20 protein-coding genes are annotated in these 23,132 nt (G+C 66.2%); 16 read left to right on the top strand and 4 right to left on the bottom strand.

Annotated features, from left to right (window positions below):
* Positions 1-152 precede the first annotated feature (152 nt).
* The 6 genes from QCD75_RS00165 to QCD75_RS00140 all read left to right on the top strand — a co-directional run bounded on the left by QCD75_RS00165 (position 153) and on the right by QCD75_RS00140 (position 8,404).
* The gene (locus tag QCD75_RS00165; protein ID WP_301224485.1) at positions 153-1,886 is read left to right on the top strand and encodes an ABC transporter ATP-binding protein; all 1,734 of its coding nucleotides are present in this window, start codon (positions 153-155) and stop codon (positions 1,884-1,886) included.
* Positions 1,883-3,952 (top strand): ABC transporter ATP-binding protein, encoded by a 2,070-nt coding sequence (locus QCD75_RS00160; protein WP_441005415.1) that lies wholly within the window; start codon positions 1,883-1,885, stop codon positions 3,950-3,952. Before QCD75_RS00165 ends, QCD75_RS00160 begins: the two co-directional genes overlap by 4 nt.
* Before the next feature lie 50 nt (positions 3,953-4,002).
* Positions 4,003-4,467 (top strand): acyl-CoA thioesterase, encoded by a 465-nt coding sequence (locus tag QCD75_RS00155; RefSeq protein WP_301224754.1) that lies wholly within the window; start codon positions 4,003-4,005, stop codon positions 4,465-4,467.
* A gap of 78 nt (positions 4,468-4,545) precedes the next feature.
* Positions 4,546-4,824: a hypothetical protein gene (locus tag QCD75_RS00150; RefSeq protein ID WP_301224483.1), complete on the top strand. Its 279-nt coding sequence runs from the start codon at positions 4,546-4,548 to the stop codon at positions 4,822-4,824.
* A 93-nt stretch (positions 4,825-4,917) separates the two neighbouring features.
* Positions 4,918-7,149, top strand: coding sequence for an McrB family protein (locus tag QCD75_RS00145; protein WP_301224481.1), 2,232 nt, complete (start codon positions 4,918-4,920; stop codon positions 7,147-7,149).
* Positions 7,150-7,201: 52 nt separating this feature from the next.
* Entirely contained in the window at positions 7,202-8,404 is a 1,203-nt protein-coding gene (locus QCD75_RS00140) for a 5-methylcytosine restriction system specificity protein McrC (RefSeq protein ID WP_301224752.1), read from the top strand.
* A gap of 21 nt (positions 8,405-8,425) precedes the next feature.
* Here QCD75_RS00140 and QCD75_RS00135 read toward each other — a convergent pair whose 3' ends face one another.
* From QCD75_RS00135 to QCD75_RS00125, 3 genes are all read right to left on the bottom strand, one after another.
* Entirely contained in the window at positions 8,426-8,716 is a 291-nt protein-coding gene (locus tag QCD75_RS00135) for a hypothetical protein (RefSeq protein WP_301224480.1), read from the bottom strand.
* A 162-nt stretch (positions 8,717-8,878) separates the two neighbouring features.
* A complete protein-coding gene (locus tag QCD75_RS00130) occupies positions 8,879-9,310 on the bottom strand; it encodes a very short patch repair endonuclease (RefSeq protein ID WP_301224479.1) in 432 nt (143 codons plus the stop codon).
* A 35-nt stretch (positions 9,311-9,345) separates the two neighbouring features.
* On the bottom strand, positions 9,346-9,780 hold the full coding sequence (locus QCD75_RS00125) for a pyridoxamine 5'-phosphate oxidase family protein (RefSeq protein ID WP_226758546.1): 435 nt from the start codon (positions 9,778-9,780) through the stop codon (positions 9,346-9,348).
* A gap of 372 nt (positions 9,781-10,152) precedes the next feature.
* Here QCD75_RS00125 and QCD75_RS00120 point away from each other — a divergent pair, with 372 nt between their 5' ends.
* Positions 10,153-10,809, top strand: coding sequence for a DUF6318 family protein (locus QCD75_RS00120; protein ID WP_367400614.1), 657 nt, complete (start codon positions 10,153-10,155; stop codon positions 10,807-10,809).
* 443 nt (positions 10,810-11,252) lie between these two features.
* Positions 11,253-11,753, top strand: coding sequence for a PKD domain-containing protein (locus QCD75_RS00115; protein WP_301224445.1), 501 nt, complete (start codon positions 11,253-11,255; stop codon positions 11,751-11,753).
* A 34-nt stretch (positions 11,754-11,787) separates the two neighbouring features.
* Here the strand turns inward: QCD75_RS00115 and QCD75_RS00110 are convergent, their stop codons facing one another.
* Positions 11,788-13,122 (bottom strand): GAF domain-containing protein, encoded by a 1,335-nt coding sequence (locus tag QCD75_RS00110; RefSeq protein WP_301224750.1) that lies wholly within the window; start codon positions 13,120-13,122, stop codon positions 11,788-11,790.
* Between the two features lie 205 nt (positions 13,123-13,327).
* Here QCD75_RS00110 and QCD75_RS00105 point away from each other — a divergent pair, with 205 nt between their 5' ends.
* The 8 genes from QCD75_RS00105 (at position 13,328) to QCD75_RS00070 (ending at position 23,083) form a co-directional block, all read left to right on the top strand.
* Entirely contained in the window at positions 13,328-15,118 is a 1,791-nt protein-coding gene (locus tag QCD75_RS00105; protein ID WP_301224443.1) for an NAD(P)/FAD-dependent oxidoreductase, read from the top strand.
* 134 nt (positions 15,119-15,252) lie between these two features.
* Entirely contained in the window at positions 15,253-16,308 is a 1,056-nt protein-coding gene (locus QCD75_RS00100; RefSeq protein WP_301224441.1) for a 2,3-butanediol dehydrogenase, read from the top strand.
* An 82-nt stretch (positions 16,309-16,390) separates the two neighbouring features.
* Positions 16,391-17,464 (top strand): alkene reductase, encoded by a 1,074-nt coding sequence (locus QCD75_RS00095; protein WP_301224439.1) that lies wholly within the window; start codon positions 16,391-16,393, stop codon positions 17,462-17,464.
* A gap of 292 nt (positions 17,465-17,756) precedes the next feature.
* On the top strand, positions 17,757-18,467 hold the full coding sequence (locus QCD75_RS00090; RefSeq protein WP_301224437.1) for a GntR family transcriptional regulator: 711 nt from the start codon (positions 17,757-17,759) through the stop codon (positions 18,465-18,467).
* Positions 18,468-18,744: 277 nt separating this feature from the next.
* On the top strand, positions 18,745-19,749 hold the full coding sequence (locus QCD75_RS00085) for a sugar phosphate isomerase/epimerase family protein (RefSeq protein ID WP_301224435.1): 1,005 nt from the start codon (positions 18,745-18,747) through the stop codon (positions 19,747-19,749).
* A gap of 108 nt (positions 19,750-19,857) precedes the next feature.
* Entirely contained in the window at positions 19,858-21,615 is a 1,758-nt protein-coding gene (gene dhaL / locus QCD75_RS00080) for a dihydroxyacetone kinase subunit DhaL (protein WP_301224433.1), read from the top strand.
* A complete protein-coding gene (locus QCD75_RS00075) occupies positions 21,612-22,094 on the top strand; it encodes a ribose-5-phosphate isomerase (RefSeq protein ID WP_301224431.1) in 483 nt (160 codons plus the stop codon). Before dhaL ends, QCD75_RS00075 begins: the two co-directional genes overlap by 4 nt.
* 2 nt (positions 22,095-22,096) lie before the next feature.
* Positions 22,097-23,083: a 3-hydroxyacyl-CoA dehydrogenase family protein gene (locus QCD75_RS00070; protein ID WP_301224429.1), complete on the top strand. Its 987-nt coding sequence runs from the start codon at positions 22,097-22,099 to the stop codon at positions 23,081-23,083.
* The last annotated feature ends 49 nt before the right edge of the window (positions 23,084-23,132 follow it).

Here is a 23,132-nt window from a genome sequence, read left to right as displayed (position 1 = left end):
GTCCGATGTTCCGCGCGGGCCGGTCGTTTCGTAGAGTTGGATCGCTAAGGCTGTCGGACCCCTCTGCTTGGACTGGGGACATGCGGCAGGCGTATCCGGCCGGACTCTTCTCCAGCCTCATCCACTTCGCTATCTCCTAAGGACTCGTGGGCATGCTTGTCACCCTCATACGGCGCTTCTCAAAGCCGTATCTGCCATACATCGGTGCGGTGGTTTTCTTCCAGCTCGCCTCCACCATCGCGGCGCTGTATCTTCCCAGCCTGAACGCCCAGATCATTGACGAGGGCGTCTCCCGCGGCGACACGGACTACATCTGGCGTACCGGAGGGGTGATGCTCGGCGTCGCCCTGGTCCAGGTTGCCACCGCGATCGCCGGGGTCTACTTCGGATCCAAGGCCGCCATGGCATTCGGCCGCGACCTGCGCCGCGGGGTGTTCCGCAAGGTCTCGAGCTTCTCCGCGAAGGACGTCAACGTCTTCGGCGCCCCCACCCTGATCACGCGCGGCACCAACGACGTCCAGCAGGTGCAGATGCTCATGCTGATGGGCCTGAACTTCATGGTGGCCACGCCCATCATGTGCATCGGCGGCATCTTCATGGCTCTCCGCGAGGACCTTAACCTGTCCTGGCTGGTCTGGGTTTCCGTTCCGTTGCTGGTGGTGGTGGTCGGCTACATCGTGGTCCGCCTGATGCCGCTCTTCCGCACCATGCAGAAGAAAATCGACCGGCTCAACGGCATCCTCCGCGAGCAGATCATCGGCATCCGCGTTGTGCGTGCCTTCGTCCGCGAACCGCACGAAGCCGAGCGCTTCGGCGCGGCGAACAAGGAACTCACCGATGTTTCGCTGAAGATCGGCGCCCTGTTCGTGCTGATGTTCCCCGCGATCGGCATGATCCTGCACATCTCCACCGCGGCCGTGCTGTGGTTTGGCGGCCAGCGGGTCGACGCCGGCGAGATGCAGGTCGGCTCGCTGACGGCGTTCCTGCAGTACCTGCTGCAGATCCTGATGGCCGTCATGATGGGCACGTTCATGGCCATGATGATTCCCCGCGCCTCGGTCTGTGCTGACCGCATCGGCGAGGTGCTCGACGTCGAACCCTCCATCCACGAGACCCTCACCCCGGTGGCGCCGGCCGCCAAGGCCGGCCGCGTCGAGTTCCGGAATGTGTCCTTCGCCTACCCCGGCGCCGAAGCGCCGGTCCTCAGCGGCATCAGCTTCACCGCCGAGCCCGGCCAGACGGTGGCGATCATCGGCTCCACCGGCGCCGGCAAGACCAGCCTGCTCTCGCTGCTGCCCCGCCTCTACGATGCGGACTCGGGGGAGGTGCTGCTCGACGGCGTCCCTCTCACCCAGCTGGACCGCTCGGAGATCACGCAGCGCGTGGCCATGGTGCCGCAGCGGCCCTACCTGTTCTCCGGAACGATCGAGCACAACCTGCGTTTCGGCAAGCCCGAGGCCACGGACGAGCAGCTCTGGGACGCCCTGGCCGTGGCCCAGGCAGCCGACTTTGTGCGCGAGAAGAAGGACGGACTCGGCGCTCGGATCTCCCAGGGCGGCACCAACGTCTCGGGCGGCCAGCGCCAGCGCCTCTGCATCGCCCGGGCCCTCGTCACCGAACCCAAGGTTTTCCTGTTCGATGACTCCTTCTCCGCCCTGGACGTCGCCACTGACGCCAGGCTCCGCCGCGCCCTCAAGGCGAAAACCGCCGACGCCACCGTCATCATTGTCGGCCAGCGCGTGTCCACTATCGCCGACGCCGATCAGATCCTGGTGCTCGACAACGGACGGATCGTGGACCGCGGCACGCATGAGGAACTCTTGCAGAGCTCCAGCACCTACCAGGAAATCGTCGAATCCCAGCTGACCGCGGAGGCCGTGGCATGAGCACCAACGAAAAGGTCGAACTCGAGCCCGCGGGCACCGTATCCGCCGCCGGGTCCGCCGCGGCCGGGCCGGACGACGACTTCTACGAAGAGGAATTCACGCCCGGCGAGGCCGACGGCGGGATGTTCGGCAACCTGCCCGCGAAGAAGGCCCAGCACTTCTGGCCCTCCGCGAAGCGGCTGATGGGCCTGCTCAAGCCCGAGCGGACCGGCATCATCGCCGTGCTCGCGATGGTGACGGTCGCCGTCGTCCTCAATGTTGTGGCGCCCCGGATCCTCGGCCAGGCGATGGACGTGATCTTCGGCGGAGTCGTTGGCAAACAGTTGCCGGCCGGGGGGACGAAGGAGCAGTTCGTCGAGGGCCTGCGCGCCCAGGGCCAGGACAACTTCGCCGACATGCTCGCCAAGATGAACGTCGTCCCCGGTGCCGGCGTCGATTTCCAGCAGCTCGCGTTCCTGATCAGCGTGGTGCTGGTGATGTACTTCGTCGCGAACATCTTCCTCTGGCTGCAGGGCTATGTCCTGAATGTCCTCGTCATGCGGGTGGTCCGCCGGCTGCGCGATGACACCGAGACGAAGCTGAACCGGCTCCCGCTGAACTACTTCGACACGCGCCAGCGCGGTGACATCCTCTCGCGGGTCACAAACGATGTGGACAACATCCAGCAGGCACTCCAGCAGGCCTTCGCGCAGCTGGTGAACTCGGCGCTGACGGTCATCGGCATCGTCATCATGATGTTCATCGTGTCCTGGCAGCTGGCCCTGATTGCCCTGGTCGCGTTGCCGCTCTCGGCCGTAGCCGCCGGCATCATCGGCTCCCGCAGCCAGAAGCTCTTCGCCGCCCAGTGGAAGAACACTGGCGAGCTCAACGGCCAGATCGAGGAATCGTTCTCCGGCCACGACCTCGTCCGCGTCTTCGGCCGCGACGCCGACATGCTGGCCCGCTTCGACGAGCGGAACGAAGCTCTCTACCAGGCCAGCTTCGGGGCGCAGTTCGTCTCCGGCATGATCATGCCGGTCATGCAGTTCGTCTCCTACCTCAGCTATGTCGGGATCGCCGTCGTCGGCGGGCTGCGCGTGGCCTCCGGCGGGATGAGCCTGGGCGACGCCACCGCGTTCATCCAGTACTCTCGCGAATTCACCCAGCCGCTGGGCCAGATGGCGGGCATGGCCAACATGCTGCAGTCCGGCGTCGCCTCCGCCGAGCGGGTCTTCGAATTCCTCGACGCCGAGGAACAGGACGCCGAGACCGCCACCGAGCAGCTGCCGCCCAAGACCGACGGCCACGTCGAGTTCCGCCACGTCACCTTCAGCTACACCCCGGACAAGCCCCTGATCGAGGACCTGTCGTTCACCGCGGAGCCGGGGCACACCGTGGCGATCGTCGGCCCCACCGGTGCCGGCAAAACCACCCTGGTGAACCTCGTGATGCGTTTCTACGAACTCCAGGGCGGCAGCATCACCCTGGACGGCGTCGACATCACCCACCTCAGCCGAGCGGAACTGCGCGCCAAGGTGGGCATGGTGCTGCAGGACGCCTGGCTCTTCGGCGGGACCATCTACGACAACATCCGCTACGGCAAGCTGGACGCCACCGAGGACCAGGTGATGGAAGCGGCAAAGGCCACCTTCGTGGACCGCTTCGTCCGCGCCCTCCCGGACGGCTACAACACCGTCATCGACGAGGAAGGCAACAACGTCAGCGCGGGCGAGAAGCAGCTGATCACCATTGCCCGGGCCTTCGTGGCCAACCCCTCGCTGCTGATCCTGGACGAAGCCACCAGCTCGGTGGACACCCGCACCGAAGTGCTCGTCCAGAAGGCCATGGCCGCCCTGCGCACCGATCGCACGAGCTTCGTGATCGCCCACCGCCTCTCCACCATCCGCGACGCCGACACCATCCTGGTGATGGAGGCCGGCCGGATTGTGGAACAGGGTGCCCACGCCCAGCTGCTAGAGCTCAAGGGGGCCTACTACCGCCTGTACATGTCCCAGTTCGCGGGCGAAGACGCGGAGACGGCCTTTTCGGAAAACACGGCAAACGACGCGACGGCGGTGCACAGTTGAGCGCCGACGGGCGCGCCGCAGAGCCCCGGCGCATCGAGGTGCAGATCCCGATGCGCTGGGGCGACATGGACGCGTACGGCCACATCAACAACGTTCAGCTCGTCCGGATCCTCGAGGAAGCCCGCATCGCGGCCTTCGGGCCGCCGCGCGGGCCGGGGCTGCCGGGGGTTGAGCCGCCGGTGTCGCTCTTCAACGTGGTCCCGGAGGGGACCCTGGCGCTGATCGTGGAGCATAAGATCCGCTATGTCCGGACCCTCGAGTACCGCAACGTCCCGGCCCTGGTCCAGCTGTGGGTCGGGGCCGTGAAGGGTGCCAGCTTCGACATCCACTATCTGGTCCAGGACCCCGTTACCCGCGAGGACTGCGTCCGGGCCACGAGCCACCTGGCGTTCGTGGACGAGGCTACCGGGCGGGTGCTCCGGCTGACGCCGGAGCAGAAGGACAGGCTGGCTCCGTACATGGCCGTCCGCCCAGCCCCGGCCACGGCCACGGAACCCGCGCACCCGGTCCGATAGCCTCTACCTCGGCCCACCGTTCGTCCCTAGAATGAACAACCCGCGGGCAGTCAGCCCGGAAGCCAAGGAGTACTAATCATGGTGAACAAACGAGCACAGATCATGGCGCACAAGCGCAGGAGGAACGCCCGGAAGAAGACCTGGAAGGAACTCTCGCCGATGGCGAAGTTCGGCACGATTACGGCCGCCATCGTCCAGCTCTCGCTCCTGTTCGCAGCCCAGCGCGACATCTCACACCGCCCGGCCGAACAGATCCGCGGCAGCAAGACGTTGTGGCGGCTGGCCACCCTGGTCAACTTCATCGGCCCGGGCAGCTACTTCACGTTCGGCGTCAAGCGGACCCCTGCTGCCAAGTAGCACGCCGTCCCGCCTCCGCGCGGAGCTACCGGGCAGTAACTTTGGGGGCGCCCCATGATGCGGGCGTCCAGCTTAAGCCTGTAAATTGAAGGCATGACCCCAGCCAAAAAGCCTGCCATGCACCGCGCCCTCGGCATCTCCAAGGAGATCGAGGACGCGGCGTGGTTCGTCTTGGGGCCGGGGCTGCACGGTAAGGCGTCGGCCCTGGACGGACGCACCAAAACCTGGTCGGTGCCCGCTGCCGCGGAGCTGCTCCACCGCCTCGAGCGCGGGGTCCCGGACCCCAAAGCTCCCATGATGACCAACCTGCGGCAAAACCTCCAGGACGCCTCCCGGGGTGCCAAGCAGCTGGCCGTCGAGCTGCTCTTCCTGCAGTCCCTGCCGTTGGCGCACGAGGTGAAATCCCTCAAGGTCAAACGCGCGCGCGTCGCCGAAGCCGCCTCCTGGCTGGAGCCGCCGCTGGAACTGCCGGATGAGCTGTTCGCGGGCATGACGGACCACGGTGTCATCCGGGACCGCACCGCGGAGTTCAACTGGACCATTTGGGACCACCTGAAGTGGCTGTGCCGGTTCGTGCAGCACGTCGCCCGGCGTCCGGCCGGCGCCGTCGCCGCAGCGGTCAAGGACCCGCTGGCCTTCCACCAGCTCGTTGCCGGCACGCCCGGTGACCAGCCGGCCATCCGCCGCAGCATCGAGTTCCTGGTCTGGCCCAGCTACTTCGAGCCCGTGGTGGCCGACGTCGAACGCCAGGAAATCCGTGACGCCTTCGCCTCCCTCGTGGGCGGCGCGAAGGGCGACAGCGACGAGGACATCTCCGCGGACATCCACCGCATCCGGCTGCACCTCGACGAACAGGCCGGCCAGCGGATCGACTGGTACTCCCGGCAGCTGGTCAGCCAGTGGCGGAAGGTGGGCGACCCCGGGCGGCGGGCCTGGCTGCTGCGCACCCACCACGACAACGCCGACCTGCTCGGCAGCTGGCAATCCGAGGAGCGGGTGACGCTCGACGTCGAGCACCTCCGCCTGCTGGACCCCGGCGTCAGCGCCGGGCTGGTCCAGCACGCCGTGGATGAGGACTACAAGCACCTCGGCTACGTCGAGCGGGAGGACACGAAAACCGCCGTCTTCGCCTTCCTGACCGTCATGAAGCCCGGCGACCTGGCCCTGTACCAGAGCGCCGGCACCGTCCGGGTGGGTGTGGTCCTGGGCGAGCCCGAACACCACGAGGCCAACCGCCGGCTGCGCCGGAAGGTCCGCTGGTTCGACGAAACCCACAGCATGACCGAGCTGCCCCGCCACGTGCAGCGGCAGCTGGCCACCTCCGGCATCGTCGTGGACATCACGCGCGTCATCCAGGCCCTGGAGGCGCTGCTTCCCGCCGAAGCGGAAGCCGAGACGGACGAAGGCGCCGAGCCGGCCGCCGTCGTCGAACCTGTCTGTGAGGGGTTCCGCCCGCTGACGCCGGAATTCGCCGCGTCGCTGCACATGGACCTCGAGCCGCTCCAGGAAATCGCCGAACTGCTGGAGGAGAACCGCCAGTTGGTGCTGTATGGCCCGCCCGGCACCGGCAAAACCTACCTGGCCAAGCACCTGGCCGCCCAGCTCGCCGGAGACACCACCGATGAGCGCGTCAAGCTGGTGCAGTTCCACCCCTCGTATGCCTATGAGGACTTCTTCGAGGGCTTCCGTCCGGACAAAACCGAGGAAGGCCAGGTGTCCTTCAAACTCGTGGCGGGGCCGCTGCGCCGGATCGCCGAAGAGGCCGCCAAGCCGGGGAACGAGAGCAAGCCGTATTTCCTGATCATCGATGAGATGAACCGGGCCAACCTCGCGAAGGTCTTCGGCGAGCTGTATTTCCTGCTGGAGTACCGCGACGACCGGATCTACCTGCAGTACAGCCCCAACGAGCCCTTCACGCTGCCGGACAACCTCTACATCATCGGCACCATGAACACCGCGGACCGGTCCATCGCGATGATGGATGCAGCCATCCGCCGCCGCTTCTCCTTCATCGAGCTCCACCCCAAGACGGAGCCGGTGAAGGGATCGCTGCTGCGGTTCCTGCAGGCCCGGGAGCTGGACACGACGCCGGCCCTGCTGATGGACGCGCTCAACGATGCCATCGATGAATGGGACCGGGACCTGATGATCGGTCCGTCCTACTTCATGAAACCGTCCGCGCAGACGCCCAAGGGCCTGCGCCGGATCTGGAAGTACGAGCTGATGCCGCTGCTGGAGGAGCATTACCACGGCCAGCTGAACCGCGCGCAGTTGGAGGAGCGGTTCGGGCTGGACCAGTTGCTTGACCGCCTTGCGCGCGTCTAGCCAGCCGGGGCCGGCCAGCCGCACGGCGCCGGGCTCCAAGCCGGTCCGCCGGATCGTCCTTGACGAGCTGTCCCGGGGCGTCGTGGAACGGCTTGACCCTGCCAGTGCGGCCTACGTCAATGGCAGCGGCCTGGCCAATGCCTCGCCCATGGGGATGGGTTTGTTCCGGATCGAGCCTGTGGGGAAGGTCGGCTCGGTGCGCACTCCCACAGTGCAGCTCGAGGTGCGGCCCAAGGAACGGCTTGGCCTGGACCGGCTGCTGTTCCTGCTCGGCTACGCCGGGGACCAGGGCTTCCGGGAGGATTGCGTCGCAGCGGTCGAGGAAGCGGACCTGTGGAGCGCACTGGCCGAGTCGCTGGCCCAGCTTGCGGACCGGGCGCTTAGCCGCGGTGTGCTGCAGGGCTACGTTAATGTGGAGGAATCCCTCCGGACGGTCAAAGGCCGGATCCGGATCTCGGACCAGATTTCGCGCCGGCCCGGCATGCTGGTTCCCCTCGAAGTTTCCTATGACGAGTTCACCGGGGACATCGCGGAGAACCGCATCCTGCGGGCTGCGCTGGAACGGATGTCCCAGGTCCCGGGGGTCCGGCCGGAGGTGCTGAGCCGGCTCCGCCAGCTCAAGGGCAAGCTCGCGGCCGTGACCCGGCTGCAGTCCGGCGCACCCCTGCCGGTGTGGCGCGCCAGCCGGATGAACACCCGGTACCAGGCCGCGCTGCGGCTCGCCGAGGTGATCCTGCGCCATGCTTCGGCGGAGGCCGGCGACGGCACGCAGCAGTCAGCGTCGTTTGTGGTGGACATGTCCACGGTGTTCGAGGACTTCGTCGGGACGGCGCTCCGCGAGGCCATGGCGGCATACCCGGGGGAGATGCGGCTGCGCTACAACGCCCTGCTCAATGAGGCCGTCCGCGATACGGACCGGATCGTGGTGCAGCCAGGAGCGGTCCACCTGCTGGGAGGCCGGCCGGCGATGGTCTACGACGCGAAGTATCGGGCCGCGACCGATACCGGCGCGTCCCTGTCGGGGGACCACTACCGGATGCTCGCGTATTGCACCTCGCTGCGGGTGCCGACGGCATGGCTTGTGTACCCCGGCTCGGGAGAGCTCAAACTGCGCCGGATCCTCAACACTGACATCGACGTGGTGGAATTCCCGCTGGACCTGTCGAAGCCGCCAGCGGAAATCCTGGCCTCCGTGGCGGACCTCGCGCAGCAGTCCTGGGGCGAAGTGGTGCGTCAGGCGACCATCAACCGCTGACGCGCTTCGGGGGAGCCGCAGTCAGCTGGCTTGCTGTTCCGCCGACACGGCCAGAAGGTGGCTCAAGAGGGCTTTTTCCGGCTGGCCGGGGTTGTTGGCGACATGCCAGCGAAGCTTCTCACGCACCGGGGCTTCTTCGGGCGTGGTATCAGCGAGAATCGCGTCGATGATCGCGGACACCTGCCGACGCAGCGGGCTAAGGTCATGCTCGCCATCTGCGGACCGCCGGCACTCCTGGGCCCAGGATTCCTGGGAGGACTTCGGTGGCCGAACTGTGTTCAGCGACGCGTTGGACTTCAGCAAGTTCGGCATCTCACGCTCTCCCGTGGTGAATTAAAACGGTAAGTGCGGACCCGGGTAGGGTCCTTGTCCCCAGATTGGGATATTACCCGAGGCAGGCCAGTCTGTCTGGTAGTGCTGAGCTCTCTTCATGATGTCGCTAAAACGACTTCCGCCAGCAGCGAGGCGACCGGCCTATGCGGCTGTTCCCCGGAGGAAATCATCCAGCTGCTTTTCCAGCGCCGAGCGATCCTTGAGTTCGCACTCCCAGACGGTGAGGACTTCCCAGCCTGAGCGCTCCAGCTGATGGCGTTGTTCGGCGTCGCGGTTCCGCGTGCGTGTGCGCTTGGTTTCCCAGAACTCCGCATTGGCCTTGGGCGCGTGCTGCCCGACCCTGCAGTCATGGAAATGCCAGAAGCAGCCGTTGACGAAGATGACTTTGTGGCGGCCGGCAAAGACCAGGTCCGGGTTGCCGGGGAGCCGTCCCCCGCGGGCGCTGCCGTGCAGCCGGTAGCGGTAGCCCTTGGCGTGGAGCAGCTTTCGGACCAGCAGTTCGGGCTGGGTGTTCTTCCCGCGGATGCGGGACATGTTCCAGCTGCGCCGCTCGGGTGTCAGCTTGTCCGCCATGGTTTAAGTCTAGGCGGGCTTCCGGAGCCCGCTTGTTAGATCTCCCGCTCAGGGTGCTCGCCGAATTGGAAGTGGCGCCCGCTTACGGAGGTGGGCGCGATCTCGACGTAGAAGTCCTTCAGGGTGGGCACCCACGGCTTGAGCCCCAGGGCCTCTGCCGCCGCGATATCGGCAGACTGTTCCAACACCCGGGCCGTGCCCCGCAGGACGATCGACCACGCCTCGTCGGAGAGAATGCCGTCCGTTTCAAACAACACCTTGGAATTGATGGTCAGTTCAGCGAGTTTGTTGCCGGGGGCAGTCCGGAGATAAAGCTTCCTGCCGCTCACGGCGTAGTTCACCGGAAAGATATCCGGTTCGCCGCCCACGATGACCACGAGCCTGCCGTGCTTGGTGCCTTCAATCAGCTTCCAGCTCTGGTCGTCATCAAGGATCAGGATGGGGTTCTCGTCTGCATGTTCGAACATCATGGGTTCATTGTTCTGGCCTATGTAGAAAAATGCCAGAGGCTGGGGCGGGAAAGTCGATCTGAGTCGCTGTGAGGCGGAGCATTTGCGGCGAAGCGATCAGGCTCGCGCGAATTGTCGGACCTCATCCGTAGGCTGATGCCGTTCGCCTTCAAACGGTCGCTCTGGATTTTCTGGGGTTGCCGGCAGCGGTGCAGGCTGATCCGCTCCTTCAGTGAGGCGGTCCCGCCGCCCTTGTGGTTTGGGAAGTTGGCCGCCCGGGCGCTCAATCGAGCACCTGTGGATAACTTGGATGTCCAAAATGTGATGTCAGTTACCCTTAAGTCATTGTTTGGCTTCAGGCGTCTTGATTTCTATCGGGGGGAATAGCTGACCATGACATCTCGCACTCCATCTTTCGTCCGCCGCAGACGCGTTTGCGCAGCCATGGTCGCTCTGTCCCTGTTCCCGGTCGCCGCCTGTACCGCCGGGGGAACAACGCCGGGTGCAACGGCCGCACCCGGGTCCTCGAGTCCGACGGCGTCGCCTACACCTACCGCCACCCCCTCGCCATCGGCCAGCTATAAACCGGCCGATGCCTCGGGCAGGGCGGAGAACGTGCCGGTCCCCGTTCTGCCGGACGCTGCGAAGGCCGAGACGAAGGAAGGGCTGGAGGCATTCGCGCGGTACTGGTTTCAGTTGCTGAGCTACGGGTATGAGACGGGCGACGCTAGCCGCCTTGAGGCCACAACCAGTTCAGGTTGTGAAGCCTGCGAACATGCCAAGAAAGTGTTGACGGGGTGGCACAGTGACGGCCGGTGGTTGGTTGGAGGAAGACTCGATACCCCATCCATATCGACGAGATTCCGGGTTACGTCCGACGGCAACTATCAGGTGGCGATACAGGTGTCGCAACAGGCTCTGTCCTATTACAACGCCGACGGCAGTCTCGATAGCGCGGATCCCAAACCGGAAGATACGGGCAACCTAATGCTGGCGGTCTTTAGGAACGGGTCCTGGTACGTAAACAATATTCAGCCGATCGCGGGATAGTCATGAGGGGGACGGCTCGCCTCGACGTCGGATTATTTCTCCTGGCAGTGTTTGCAGGAACCTCCTTCAACGCGGGTATGGCCAACGACGGAGCGGATGGGAAGCCAGTCAAGGGCACTTGGGTTCCGGGAGCTGTAACCGTCGGGGCATGGACATTGGACCCTGGGTCAGGAGACTTTATCTGGGCTGAGCCCGGGACCGTAGCCTCCGATCCATACCAATACAAGTACGAGCTGCAGTGCCATCTGGGCGGCGGCGACTTCGATACAAAGTGCCTGGCTGTCGTCGTGGACTGCAAGAACGGCCCCGACGGCAAGGACGGAATTCCAGTCGTGTGGCTGAAGGCCCCGGCTGGCGTGCCAAACCCGACGTGGAGCTTTCACTCCGGGCCCACGTGTCTTTTCGATCCCAAGCCGGAGGATTTGCTGCCCAGGATCGCCGCCATGATCCAAACGGAGTTCCAGAGGCTGCCCATCGCTGCAGGATCTGTCACGGCTCAGCCGAGCCCACATACCCTGCGCGGTGCCGAGACCAACTTCTTCGCGGCCGCCGCGGAGCAGCAATTCGACATCACCCTACTGACGCAGAAAGTTCACGTCGTTGCCAAGCCCGTCCAGTACACCTGGAATTACGGCGACGGCACCTCGCTGGGGCCGCAGACCTCGGCGGGTGGATCTCTCCCGCAGGACCGCTGGGGCGAAAAGACAGCCACCAGCCACATCTACACCCAGACCGGAGACTTCCCGGTGGTGCTGACGACGCATTTCCAAGGGACTTACTCCGTCAATGGAGGCCCGCCTTTGCCCATCCCGGGCCAGGGGCAGTTCAGCTCACCGCCGCAGACCGTGAGCGTCTGGCGCTCCATCACCCGGAACTACGCTGACGACTGCCTCCGCAACCCGCAAGGCCAAGGGTGCCCCGGCGTCGTGCCGCCGGCTCCCTAGCATCGGGACCAACACGACGCCAATGGCGCAGCGCTCAGGCTCGCAGCTCCCGGTCGACCCGTTCCATCCGTGCGCTCACCAGCTGGCAGCGTGGATCCTGGGGTCCCAGCAATGCGGCCGCAGTCGCTGCGGCAGCCGTATCCGAGGAGCCCATGTCGCTGGTGCACCACTGCAGCATCAACCGGGCGTCACCGCTGGCCCGGACGGAGGCGCCGACGGCTTCATTGAGCTCATCGCGCATGAACCCGACGGCGAGGTTGCCCGAACGGTTGAGGAGCTTGGCAGGGTAGGCCGCAACGGCTTCCGCCACCCGGCCGTCGCGCAGATGGCCAGCCACGATCGAGGCATCCGTCACCACCGTGACGGCGGACGAGAAACGGTAGGGGTTCGCTTCCACCACATTGCCCAAGATGCTGCGTACCCGGTGCATCTCGGTCCGGATGGCTGCAGCGGTGCCCGCGTCGCCATGGATCTCGTAGGCCAGTTCATCGGCGCTCCACCCCTGGGTGCGGGAGGCCAGCAGGGCCAGGATTTCGGCGCGGCGCAGTGTCAGCGGCCGGCGGGTGCCGCCGTCGAGCGCCGCAGATGGCGCGTCCCCCAGCAACTGCAGCACCAGCTGTGACCGGGCACCGGCCTCGGAACGCCCACCAGCGAACCCGGCGGCGCTCCAGGTCCTGCCGCCGGCACCGACGGGAGGGGCCGCGGACTTCAACAGCTCCTCAGCCAGCCGCACGCCACAGCGCACCAGGCGAAGGCTGTCCGGCGTGACTGATTCATACGGGCCGGAAACGTCCAGGACGCCAACAACCTCGCCGGTCAAAGGGTCCCGGATCGGGGACGCCGTGCAGGCCCAATCGTGGTGCGTCCGCACGAGGTGTTCGGCCGAGAACAGCTGCGCCGGGGCGCCCGTCACCAGTGCCTCGCTAATAGCGTTGGTACCGACCCCGGATTCGGACCAGTCGGCACCCTCCACGAACTCCAGCGAGTCAGCAAGTTTCAAGGCCTGCTTGCTGCCCACGCGCCACAGCACTTCACCCTGATGATCGGTGACGATCAACAGGTGCCGCCCGGTAGCCGTCTCATCGGCCAGCAACTGCGACAGAGCGGGCATCACGGCGGAAAGCCTGTGGCCGGCACTGAGCGAGCGCGCCTCGGAAACTTCGTGCCGGTGAACCGGGCGGTGCTGGTCCGGATTGATGCCCAAAGCCAGGGAACGCTGCCAGGACTTGACGAGGGACGGAGACAAATGCGGACTTGGCGTGCCCGAAACCGTGGCCTCGTGCGCCTTGCGGAGGGCCCGTGCGTACTCCGCCGGCGCAGAAAACCTCAGGTCCGAAAGCTGCGTGATGGGACGGCTGCCCGGCCGCATGCTCATATTCCCAACCCGCCCTCGAATCATCGCACCCGGCCAGCTACGCCGGCCCCCGCCCGGCGGTAAGCGCGGGCCAAGAGCCGGAGAGCTCTGTGTAACCCGATTGTAACCCCCTGAGACTTTTACTTGTGAGGCAGGTCACTGCATGGCCCGGTTGCCATGCAACGGGACCGGCCCACAGCTGGCAAAGGAAAGAGGAAACATGCCTGAGACTCCAAACGGCGTGGTCGAGGCGTGGCTGGCGCAGTTCGATGAGGCGCTGCGCAGCCACAACACCGACAACGTGCTTGAACTATTCGACGACGATTCGTACTGGCGCGACTTCGTCTCCTTCACCTGGAACCTCAAGACCCTGGAAGGCAAAGAGGACATCCGGCGCATGCTGGATGCGACCCTGGACGACGTGAAGCCCAGCAACTGGACCCTGGCCGAGGACGCCACCGGGGACGCCGCCAACGCCGAGGCCTGGCTGAATTTCGAAACAGCCCAGGCCCGGGGTTACGCCCACCTGCGCCTTCGAAACGGCAAATGCTGGACCCTTCTGACCACCATGCAGGAGCTCAAGGGCTTCGAGGAAAAGAAGGGCGTGAACCGGGAGAAAGGCGTCGCCCACGAGATCACCAAGGGCCGCAAGTCATGGCTGGAGCTGAAGGAAGAGCAGGAAGCCCGGCTCGGCTACGAGGACCAGCCCTACACCGTCATTATCGGCGGCGGCCAGGGCGGAATCGGGTTGGGGGCGCGGCTGCGCCGGCTCGGCGTGCCCACCATCATCATCGAAAAGAACGACCGTCCGGGTGACTCCTGGCGGAACCGCTACAAGTCCCTCCACCTCCACGATCCGGTCTGGTACGACCACCTGCCGTACATCAAGTTCCCGGATGACTGGCCGGTATTCGCGGCGAAGGACAAGATCGGCGACTGGCTGGAAAACTACACGCGGATCATGGAACTGAACTACTGGTCCAAGACCGAATGCACCAACGCACGCTTCGACGAGTCCTCCCAGGAGTGGGTCGTTGAGGTGGTGCGCGACGGCGAACCGGTCACCTTGCGCCCCAAGCAGCTCGTCTTCGCCCTGGGCGTCTCGGGGTATCCCAGCGTCCCCGCGTTCGACGGCGCCGAGTCCTTCCTGGGGGAGCAGTACCACTCGTCCAAGCACCCGGGCGGCGGGGACTGGACCGGGAAGAAGGCCGTGGTCATCGGCTCCAACAACTCGGCCCACGACATCTGCGCCGATCTCTGGGAGCACGGCGCGGACGTCACCATGGTCCAGCGCTCCTCCACACACATCGCCCGCAGCGAATCCCTCATGGACCTGGCCCTCGGCGGTCTCTACTCCGAGAAGGCGCTCGCCAACGGCGTCACCACGGAGAAGGCCGATCTGCTGTTCGCCTCGCTGCCGTACCGGATCCTGCCCGAAGCCCAGATCCCGGTCTATGCGGAGATGGCTGAGCGGGATGCCGAGTTCTATTCCCAGCTGGAGGCCGCGGGCTTTGACCTGGACTTCGGCGTTGACGGCTCCGGCCTGTTCCTCAAGTACCTGCGGCGCGGCTCCGGCTATTACATCGACGTCGGCGCCTCGCAGCTGATTATCGACGGTCGGGTCAAGCTCGCCAACGGCGAGGTCGGCAAGATCACCGGGAACGCCGTCGTGATGGCCAACGGGGCGGAGCTGGAGGCGGACGCCATCATCTACGCCACCGGCTACGGGTCCATGAACGGCTGGCTGGCCGATCTGGTCTCACCCGAGGTGGCGGACGCCGTCGGGAAGTGCTGGGGCTTCGGTTCCGATACTCCCAAGGACCCGGGGCCGTGGGAAGGGGAACTGCGCAACATGTGGAAACCCACCAACGTGGACAACCTGTGGATCCACGGCGGCAATCTGCACCAAAGCCGCCACTATTCCAACTATCTGGCGCTGCAGCTCAAGGCCAGGATGGAAGGGCTGCCGACGCCGGTCTTCGAGCGCCAGCCCACGCACCACACGCGCTGACACGGACGGGCCGTGACAATCACAGCCCCGGGAACCACACTGGGGTGACGGCCACCGTTGTGATAATCCAACGACATGCCGTGGATGCGCCCGACCGGGCGCATCCACGGCCCATAATGCGAAGGACAAACACCATGAAAGCAGCACGATTCCACGCCCGTGAGGTCCTCCGGATCGAAGACATTCCGGAGCCGGAGCTGCGCCCCGGAGCAGTGAAGATCGCCGTCGCCTGGTGCGGGATCTGCGGGACTGACCTCCACGAATTCCTGGAAGGGCCCATCTTCACCCCGCCGCCCGGCCACCCCCACCCGATTTCCCACGAGGAAGCCCCGGTCACCCTGGGGCACGAATTTTCCGGCACCATCGAGGAACTGGGCGAGGGTGTGACCGGGCTCGCCGTCGGAGACAGCGTGGTGGTGGAACCATATATCGTCTGCAACGAATGCGGCCCGTGCCTCAGCGGCCACTACAACCTGTGCACCAAACTCGGCTTCATCGGCTTGGCGGGCGGCGGCGGGGGCCTGAGTGAGAAGGTCGTCGTCGACACCCGGTGGGTCCACCCCGTCGGCGACATCCCGCTGGACGAAGCCGCCCTCATCGAACCCCTCGCGGTGGCCTATCACGCCGTCGGCCGGGGCGACGTCAAGGCCGGGGACGTCGCCGTCGTCGGCGGTGCGGGCCCGATTGGCCTGCTGACCGCAGCGGTCCTCAAGGGCCTGGGCGTCACAACGATCGTCACCGAGCTGTCGGCGGCCCGGAAGGACAAAGCGGTGTCCTCCGGGGTCGCTGACCATGTGCTGGACCCGAGCTCCGATGACGTCAAGGCACGGGTCCTGGAACTGACGGGGGGCCTGGGGGCGGACGCAGCCTTTGAATGTGCCGGCGTGAATGCCGTGCTGGACACCATGCTCGACGTCGTGAAGCCGGCCGGCGTCGTGGTGAACGTCTCGATCTGGGGACGTCCGGCCACCGTGGACATGCAGAAGGTCGTCCTGAAGGAAATCGACCTCCGCGGCACCATCGCCTACTGCGGCGATCATGAGGCAGCGATCAAGCTCGTCCAGGAGGGAAAGGTTGACCTGAAACCCTTCATCACGGGACGAATCGCCCTGGATGATCTTGTGGACAAGGGCTTCGACACCCTGATCCACCACAACGACACCGCGGTCAAGATCATCGTCCACCCGTAGTGATCCGGGTCCCACCCGGAATAGTTGCAGGCGCTACGCAGTTGCAGCCAGTGAACCCAATCCCTGGTGAAAGGAACTGCGCATGCTGTTTTCCCCGATGACTCTCGGCGAGCTGGAACTGCCCAACCGACTGGTGATGGCGCCGCTGACCCGCGTCCGCTCCGGTAAGGAAGGCATTCCCGGCCCGCTGGTTGTCGAGCACTACCGCCAGCGTGCTTCGCTCGGACTGATCGTCAGTGAGGGCACGTATCCCAGCCGGGCCGGCCGGGGGTTCCCGGGCCAGCCCGGCTTGGTAACCGAGGAACAGCTTGCGGGCTGGGCCAAGGTCACCTCCGCCGTGCACGCTGAGGGCGGCCGGATCTTCGCCCAGGTCATGCACGCCGGCCGCGTCACCCACGAAGACACCACTGGCGGTTACGAAGTGGTCGCTCCCAGCGCCATCGCGATCGACGGCGAAACCCGCACCTACGAGGGCAAGCAGGCGTTCCCCGTCCCGCGTGCGCTGACCACGGACGAACTGCCGGGCATCGTCCAGGAGTTCGTCACGGCGTCCCGCAATGCGATCGGTGCCGGGTTCGACGGCGTCGAGCTGCACTCGGCCAATGGTTACCTGCTGCACGAATTCCTCGCCCCGTCCGCCAACCAGCGCGACGACATCTACGGCGGCTCGCCGGAGAACCGTGCCCGCTTCGTCATTGAAGTGACCCGGGCCGTAGTGGATGCCGTTGGTGCCGACCGCGTCGGCATCCGGATCTCCCCGGAGCACAATGTCCAGGGAGCCCTGGAGCTCGACGCAGCCGACGTCCGGGAAACCTACGCCATCCTGGTGGATGCCCTGGCGCCCCTGAAGCTGGCCTACCTGAGCGTCCTGCACAAGGAACCCGCCACCAGCGAACTGGTGCAGGATCTGCGCACCCGCTTCGGCGGAACCTTCCTGCTGAACTCGGGCTTCGGCGTCATCACCACGCGTGAGGAAGCCAAGGCGCTGGTCGCTGACGGCCACGCTGACGCCGTAGTCGTGGGACGCCCGGCCATCGCCAACCCGGACCTGGTCCGCCGCTGGAGTGAGGGACTTCCGGTCAACCAGCCGGATCCGTCCACGTTCTACACCGACGGCGCCGAGGGCTACACGGACTACCCGGCCTACCAGAACTAGGTTCCCGAGAGGCAACTCCGCCGCCACCTCCGGCGCCCGGAACCTCCCGCACCACCATCGCGGCTGGACATGTCCCGCCGCGGCCATGAACAGTGGACAGAATGCCATTCTGTCCACTGTTCGCTTTTAAAAATGAGCATGTCCCCCGGGTATGTGAGCCAGGAATGGGCATGTCCCGCGGGTATGTGGGCCCGGAATGGGCATGTCCCGCGGGTGGGGACGTCAGGGATGAGCATGTCGCGAGCACGTCTCCGGAAGACTCCCGCTTCGGCCAGTCCTATAGGATTTGATCATGCAACCAGCTCCGCCAGGCAACCGTGCTGAGGTCCGCACCAAAGGCCGCACCATCAGCCGCCAGGTCCTCGCTGATCACGTGTACGAAGAACTTCTGGCGTCGCTCATGGACGGCCGGCTCGAACCCGGGGCCGTGGTGAGCATCGACGGCACCGCCAGGGAACTTGATGTGTCGCCGACGCCGGTCCGGGAAGCGCTCGCACGCCTGGAGCACACCGGCATGGTGCGCCGCGTGGCACTTAAGGGCTACCGGGTCGCGCCGGTCTTCACCCGGGAAGACTTTGCCGAACTCATGGAGGCACGCCTGGCGATTGAACCCGTAAACGCCCGCCTCGCGTGCGCCCGGTTGACGTCAGAGCACCTCGCCGAGCTGGAGCGGGCTGTCGCCGACCTCAAGACTGCGCCGCGGGGTCCGTCGTTTGCCGAATACCGCGACTATCTGGAAGCGGATGAGAGGTTCCACCGGCTGATTGCGGAACAGACCGGCAACCAGTTCATGGTCGCCGCCTACGCCGCCCTTGGGGGACAGGTCCAGCGGTTCCGCCTTTTCGGCGGGGTGGGTATCACCGACGCCGAGAATGCCATCGCCGAGCACCAGTCCGTCCTGGACGCATTCGCCACGGGCGACCCGGAGAAGGCGGCAGCTGCGATGGCTGACCACGTGAACAAGGTGCGTGGCCGCGCCATCGCCGACGCGCCGGCAGGCTGACCCGGGCCCGAGCCCGAATCCAGTTTCACCGGCTGACGGCCGCCCGAGCGGCCCTACCCCGTCCTGGCCTGCGCAGCCCGACTTCGCCCAGCTTGACCCGAGGTCCGCCGCCGTCCCGGAGAAGGGCCCCTTCGAGAATTTCACGGGAGCCCTACCGCGGCCGGGTTTTCCCCTATAGGATCTTCGATTATTGCCGAAAACCCCGGGTGTGATCTTGACAACACTCTTCGGATAGTAAATCCTATAGGAAACAGGATTCCACGAAGGAGTGAACCCCATGGCGTACACAGCCGAAAACTGGCCGATCACCGCAGCGCTGCTGCAGTTCCCCGGCGTCGACGCCGCCGGAACTCAGATCAACGATGCACCCGCCGCGGCCTGGGCCGAGGTCCTCACCGAGGTCAAGGACGCAGGCTTCGCCGATGCGGACCTCACCGACAGCTGGGTCCGCCCCGGTGACCTGAGTGCCGCCCGCCTTGCCGAGTTCAAGCAGACCGCTGAGAATGTCGGCATCGGCATCCCCGTCATCTCTGCCATCCGCCGCAGCGTGATTGAAGAGGGCAACTGGGAAGCGAACCTGGCCTACAGCCACCGCACGATCGACGCCGCCGCCGAACTCGGCTGCGAGGTGGTCTCCTTCGGGCTGCACCAGGCCATCACCGCCGAGCAGCAGAAACAGCTCTGGTTCTGGACCGTCGAAGGACATAAGGACCCGGTGGGGGACAAAGAGACCTGGGGCAAAGCAGTCACCCGGCTTCGCGAACTGGGCCGGCACGCGGCCGAGGTCGGCGTCCTGCTCTCGCTCGAAATGTACGAGGACACCTACCTCGGCACCGCGGACTCGTCCGTCCAGATGGTCCAGGACATCGGACTGGACAACGTGGGCCTCAACCCCGATCTCGGCAACCTGATCCGGGTGCACCGCCCGATCGAGGACTGGCGCGAGATGGTGGCCAAGACCCTCCCGTACTCCAACTACTGGCACATGAAGAACTACATCCGCGATGAGGATGCGGCCCGTGACAGCTATGTCGCCATGCCCGCACCGATGGAAAGCGGCCTGATCAACTACCGCGAGGCCTTCCGGATCGCCCTGTCGGTCGGTTTCCAGGGCATCCTGTGCACCGAGCACTACGGCGGCGACGGTCTCAGCGTCACGGCCAGCAACCAGGACTACCTCCGCCGCCGGATCCTGCCCAAGACCGAAGGCTATGCCCTCGGCCAGAGCCAGGTCGCACAGGGCCGGCAGAAGCCGGCCGCCGCGGCCCTCGCCAGCGTCTGACCCGGCGTCTGACACAAGCGCCAGGTGCGGCCGTCAAGCCATTTGGGGGCGGCCGCACCACACCCCAGCCCCCGGCAATACTTTCCAACACGGATTCAATGAGGAACCATGACCCAGATCTTCGACAACCCCGCTGACTTTGCGGATGAAGCGTTGGACGGCTTTGTGGCAGCCAACCGCGGGTACGTTGCCCGCGTGGACGGCGGCGTCGTCCGCTCCACCGAGGTCCCGGCCGGGCAGGTGGCCCTGGTGGTCGGCGGCGGGTCCGGCCACTACCCGGCCTTCGCCGGACTTGTGGGACCCGGACTGGCCGGCGCCTCCGCCTGCGGCAACATGTTCGCCTCGCCCGCCGCCGGCCAGGTCTACCGGGTGGCCAAGGCCGCCAACGCCGGGGGAGGGGTGCTGCTGAGCTACGGCAACTACGCCGGCGACGTCCTGCACTTCGGCCAGGCCCAGCTCCGCCTCAACGCCGAAGGCATCGAAACCCGCACGGTCCTCGTCACGGATGACATCGCCAGCGCCCCGCTCGACCAGATCGAGAAGCGCCGCGGGATCGCCGGTGACCTGACGGTCTTCAAAATCGCCGGCGCCGCCGCCGAGGCAGGACTGGACCTCGACGGCGTCGAGAGGCTCGCCGTCCGGACGAACTACCGCACCCGCTCCCTCGGCGTGGCCTTCGACGGGTGCACCCTGCCGGGAGCCGACGCCCCGCTGTTTTCCGTCCCTGCAGGACAAATGTCCCTGGGTCTCGGAATCCACGGCGAACCGGGCATCTCCGAACACCCGATGCCCACCGCCTCCGAACTCGCCGAACTGCTGGTCACCAAACTCCTCGCCGACAAACCCCACGACGCCGGCAGCCGCGTCGTGGCGATCGTCAACGGCCTGGGCACGGTCAAGTATGACGAGTTGTTTCTGCTCTTCGGCAAGATCGAAAAGCTCCTCCTCGCCGCCGGACTGACAGTGGTGGAACCGGAATGCGGCGAGCTCGTCACCAGCCTGGACATGTCCGGGCTCTCCCTGACCCTGCTCTGGCTGGACGACGAACTTGAGCAGTACTGGGCGGCCCCGGCGGACACCCCCGCGTTCCGCAAGGGCAGCATGGCACCGCGTGCCGCGCGTCAGCTGGCCGCGGCGGACGCGGAAGTGACGTCCGACGTCGAACGCCCCACCACGGCCGCGGCAGACCTCGGACGGCAGGCCGCCGCCATGCTCCGTCAGGTGCGGGACGTCGTCGTCGAGCACGAGGACGAGCTGGGCCGGCTGGACGCAATCGCCGGCGACGGCGACCACGGCATCGGGATGCGACGCGGCGTGGACGCTGCCGTCGCAGCCGCCGAGCAGGCGGCCGCGAACGACGCCGGCGCCTCCGCCGCGCGCGTCCTGACCTCCGCCGGGGAGGCCTGGAGCGAACGCGCCGGCGGCACCTCCGGCGCCCTCTGGGGATCCGCGGTCATCGCTGCGGGACTTTCGCTGGGAAACCGTGAGAGCTACAGCGGCGAGGACGCAGCGGCCGTGATCACCGCCTTCGTCGGTGCGATCACCGAACTTGGCAAGGCCGATCCGGGGGACAAAACCATGGTGGACGCCCTGCTGCCCTTCCGGGACACCTTCCTCACGGCGTTCGACGGCGGCGCGTCCGTCGCCGAAGCGCTCGCCGCAGCAGCCGCCGCCGCCCGGGCCGCTGCCGACGCCACTGCGAAGCTCCGGCCCCTGAAGGGACGCGCCCGGCCGCTCGCCGAAAAGAGCCTCGGACACCCCGACCCGGGAGCGATTTCATTCGCCCTCATCGCAGCAAGGATTTCTGCACACACCGACAGCCGGCTCGCTCACCCCGAACCGGCCCAGCAAGGAGCACAGGCATGAGCACAGCAGCAGGCTGGCGCGTGGTCGTCGGAAACGACGAAGCCGGCGTCGAATACAAGAACGCCCTCAAGGCACTGCTCGAAGCGGATCCCCGCGTCGCGTCCGTGCAGGACATCGGTGTCGGCGCCAATGACTCCACCGCGTACCCGCACGTCGCCGTCGAGGCCGCCCGGATAGTGGCCGAGGGCGGCGCCGACCGGGCCCTGCTGATTTGCGGCACCGGCCTGGGCGTCGCCATCGCGGCCAACAAGGTCCCCGGCATCCGCGCCGTCACCGCACACGACAGCTACTCGGTGGAACGGTCGGTGCTCAGCAACAACGCCCAGGTCCTCACCCTCGGGCAGCGCGTCATCGGCCTGGAACTCGCCAAAAAACTAGTCAGCGAATGGCTGGGCCACCGCTTCGACGAAACCTCTTCCTCCGCCGCCAAGGTGGACGCCATTTGCTCCTACGAGCCCGAATACACGAAGGCAGTCTGACCATGACCGAATCAACGAACACCGCAGCCGCCCTGAACGCCGCCCGCAGGATCGCCGTCGTCGGCTCCGGCTACATGGGCGGCGGGATCGCACAGGTCCTGGCGCTCGGCGGTGCCCGGGTGGCCCTGGCCGACGTGTCCGCCGAAGTGGCGCAAAAGAACTACGAGCGGCTGCTGGCCGAATCCGACGAATTCGTCGCCGCCGGACTCTTCCCGGCAGGCTCCACCGCCATCCTCAAAGAGAACCTCTGGGCCGCCCAGGACATCGAGGAAGCAGTGGCGGACGCCGACTTCATCGAGGAAGCCGTCCCCGAGATCCTTGCGATCAAGCACCAGACGCTGGCACGGATCAGCGCCGCCGCCCGCCCCGACGCCATCATCGGGTCCAACACCTCCACGATCTCCATCGCGGAGCTGTCCGAGCCCGTCACCCACCCGGAGCGGTTCCTGGGCGTGCACTTCTCCAACCCCTCGCCCTTCATCCCCGGCGTTGAGATCATCCCTCACGCCGGGACCTCGGCCACCACGATCGGCGCGGTCCGCGAGCTGGTCCACGCCGCCGGCAAGCAGACCGCCGTCGTCAAGGACGTCACCGGCTTCGTCCTCAACCGCCTCCAGTACGCCCTGTTCCACGAGGCCGCCCAGCTGGTGGAGCAGGAGATCGCGACGGCGGAGGACATCGACACCCTGGTCCGCACCACGTTCGGCTTCCGGCTGCCGTTCTTTGGGCCGTTCGCCATCGCCGATATGGCGGGGCTGGACGTCTACAACTTCTGCTACAAGTCGCTGCAGACGGAATTCCCGGAGCGCTTTGCGACGCCGAAGATCCTCAGCGAGCTCGTCGACGCCGGGAAGCTGGGCACCAAGACCGGTGCCGGCTTCCTCAACGTCCCCGCGGAGCGCACACCGGAGCTCATCGCCTACCGGAACAAGGCGTACGTGGCCATGCAGAAGCTCATCGATGAGCTCGGCCCCGCCCCCATCAGCTGAGCCCCGCATCAACTGAGCCCCGCATCAACTGAGCCCCGCCATTTTCACA

Source organism: Arthrobacter sp. PsM3, assembly GCF_030433895.1.
Taxonomy (GTDB): Bacteria; Actinomycetota; Actinomycetes; order Actinomycetales; family Micrococcaceae; genus Arthrobacter.
The sequence above is the reverse complement of the archived record's forward strand: the minus strand, read 5'-3'. Positions and strand labels throughout refer to the sequence as shown.

What these genes read in the sequence shown, in the direction of transcription:
- QCD75_RS00165 (WP_301224485.1), top strand. Translation starts at nt 153, where the DNA reads ATGCTTGTCACCCTCATACGGCGCTTCTCAAAGCCGTATCTGCCATAC.
- QCD75_RS00160 (WP_441005415.1), top strand. Translation starts at nt 1,883, where the DNA reads ATGAGCACCAACGAAAAGGTCGAACTCGAGCCCGCGGGCACCGTATCC.
- QCD75_RS00155 (WP_301224754.1), top strand. Translation starts at nt 4,003, where the DNA reads ATGCGCTGGGGCGACATGGACGCGTACGGCCACATCAACAACGTTCAG.
- QCD75_RS00150 (WP_301224483.1), top strand. Translation starts at nt 4,546, where the DNA reads ATGGTGAACAAACGAGCACAGATCATGGCGCACAAGCGCAGGAGGAAC.
- QCD75_RS00145 (WP_301224481.1), top strand. Translation starts at nt 4,918, where the DNA reads ATGACCCCAGCCAAAAAGCCTGCCATGCACCGCGCCCTCGGCATCTCC.
- QCD75_RS00135 (WP_301224480.1), bottom strand. Translation starts at nt 8,716, where the DNA reads ATGCCGAACTTGCTGAAGTCCAACGCGTCGCTGAACACAGTTCGGCCA.
- QCD75_RS00130 (WP_301224479.1), bottom strand. Translation starts at nt 9,310, where the DNA reads ATGGCGGACAAGCTGACACCCGAGCGGCGCAGCTGGAACATGTCCCGC.
- QCD75_RS00125 (WP_226758546.1), bottom strand. Translation starts at nt 9,780, where the DNA reads ATGATGTTCGAACATGCAGACGAGAACCCCATCCTGATCCTTGATGAC.
- QCD75_RS00120 (WP_367400614.1), top strand. Translation starts at nt 10,153, where the DNA reads ATGACATCTCGCACTCCATCTTTCGTCCGCCGCAGACGCGTTTGCGCA.
- QCD75_RS00115 (WP_301224445.1), top strand. Translation starts at nt 11,253, where the DNA reads ATGATCCAAACGGAGTTCCAGAGGCTGCCCATCGCTGCAGGATCTGTC.
- QCD75_RS00110 (WP_301224750.1), bottom strand. Translation starts at nt 13,122, where the DNA reads ATGCGGCCGGGCAGCCGTCCCATCACGCAGCTTTCGGACCTGAGGTTT.
- QCD75_RS00105 (WP_301224443.1), top strand. Translation starts at nt 13,328, where the DNA reads ATGCCTGAGACTCCAAACGGCGTGGTCGAGGCGTGGCTGGCGCAGTTC.
- QCD75_RS00100 (WP_301224441.1), top strand. Translation starts at nt 15,253, where the DNA reads ATGAAAGCAGCACGATTCCACGCCCGTGAGGTCCTCCGGATCGAAGAC.
- QCD75_RS00095 (WP_301224439.1), top strand. Translation starts at nt 16,391, where the DNA reads ATGCTGTTTTCCCCGATGACTCTCGGCGAGCTGGAACTGCCCAACCGA.
- QCD75_RS00090 (WP_301224437.1), top strand. Translation starts at nt 17,757, where the DNA reads ATGCAACCAGCTCCGCCAGGCAACCGTGCTGAGGTCCGCACCAAAGGC.
- QCD75_RS00085 (WP_301224435.1), top strand. Translation starts at nt 18,745, where the DNA reads ATGGCGTACACAGCCGAAAACTGGCCGATCACCGCAGCGCTGCTGCAG.
- dhaL (WP_301224433.1), top strand. Translation starts at nt 19,858, where the DNA reads ATGACCCAGATCTTCGACAACCCCGCTGACTTTGCGGATGAAGCGTTG.
- QCD75_RS00075 (WP_301224431.1), top strand. Translation starts at nt 21,612, where the DNA reads ATGAGCACAGCAGCAGGCTGGCGCGTGGTCGTCGGAAACGACGAAGCC.
- QCD75_RS00070 (WP_301224429.1), top strand. Translation starts at nt 22,097, where the DNA reads ATGACCGAATCAACGAACACCGCAGCCGCCCTGAACGCCGCCCGCAGG.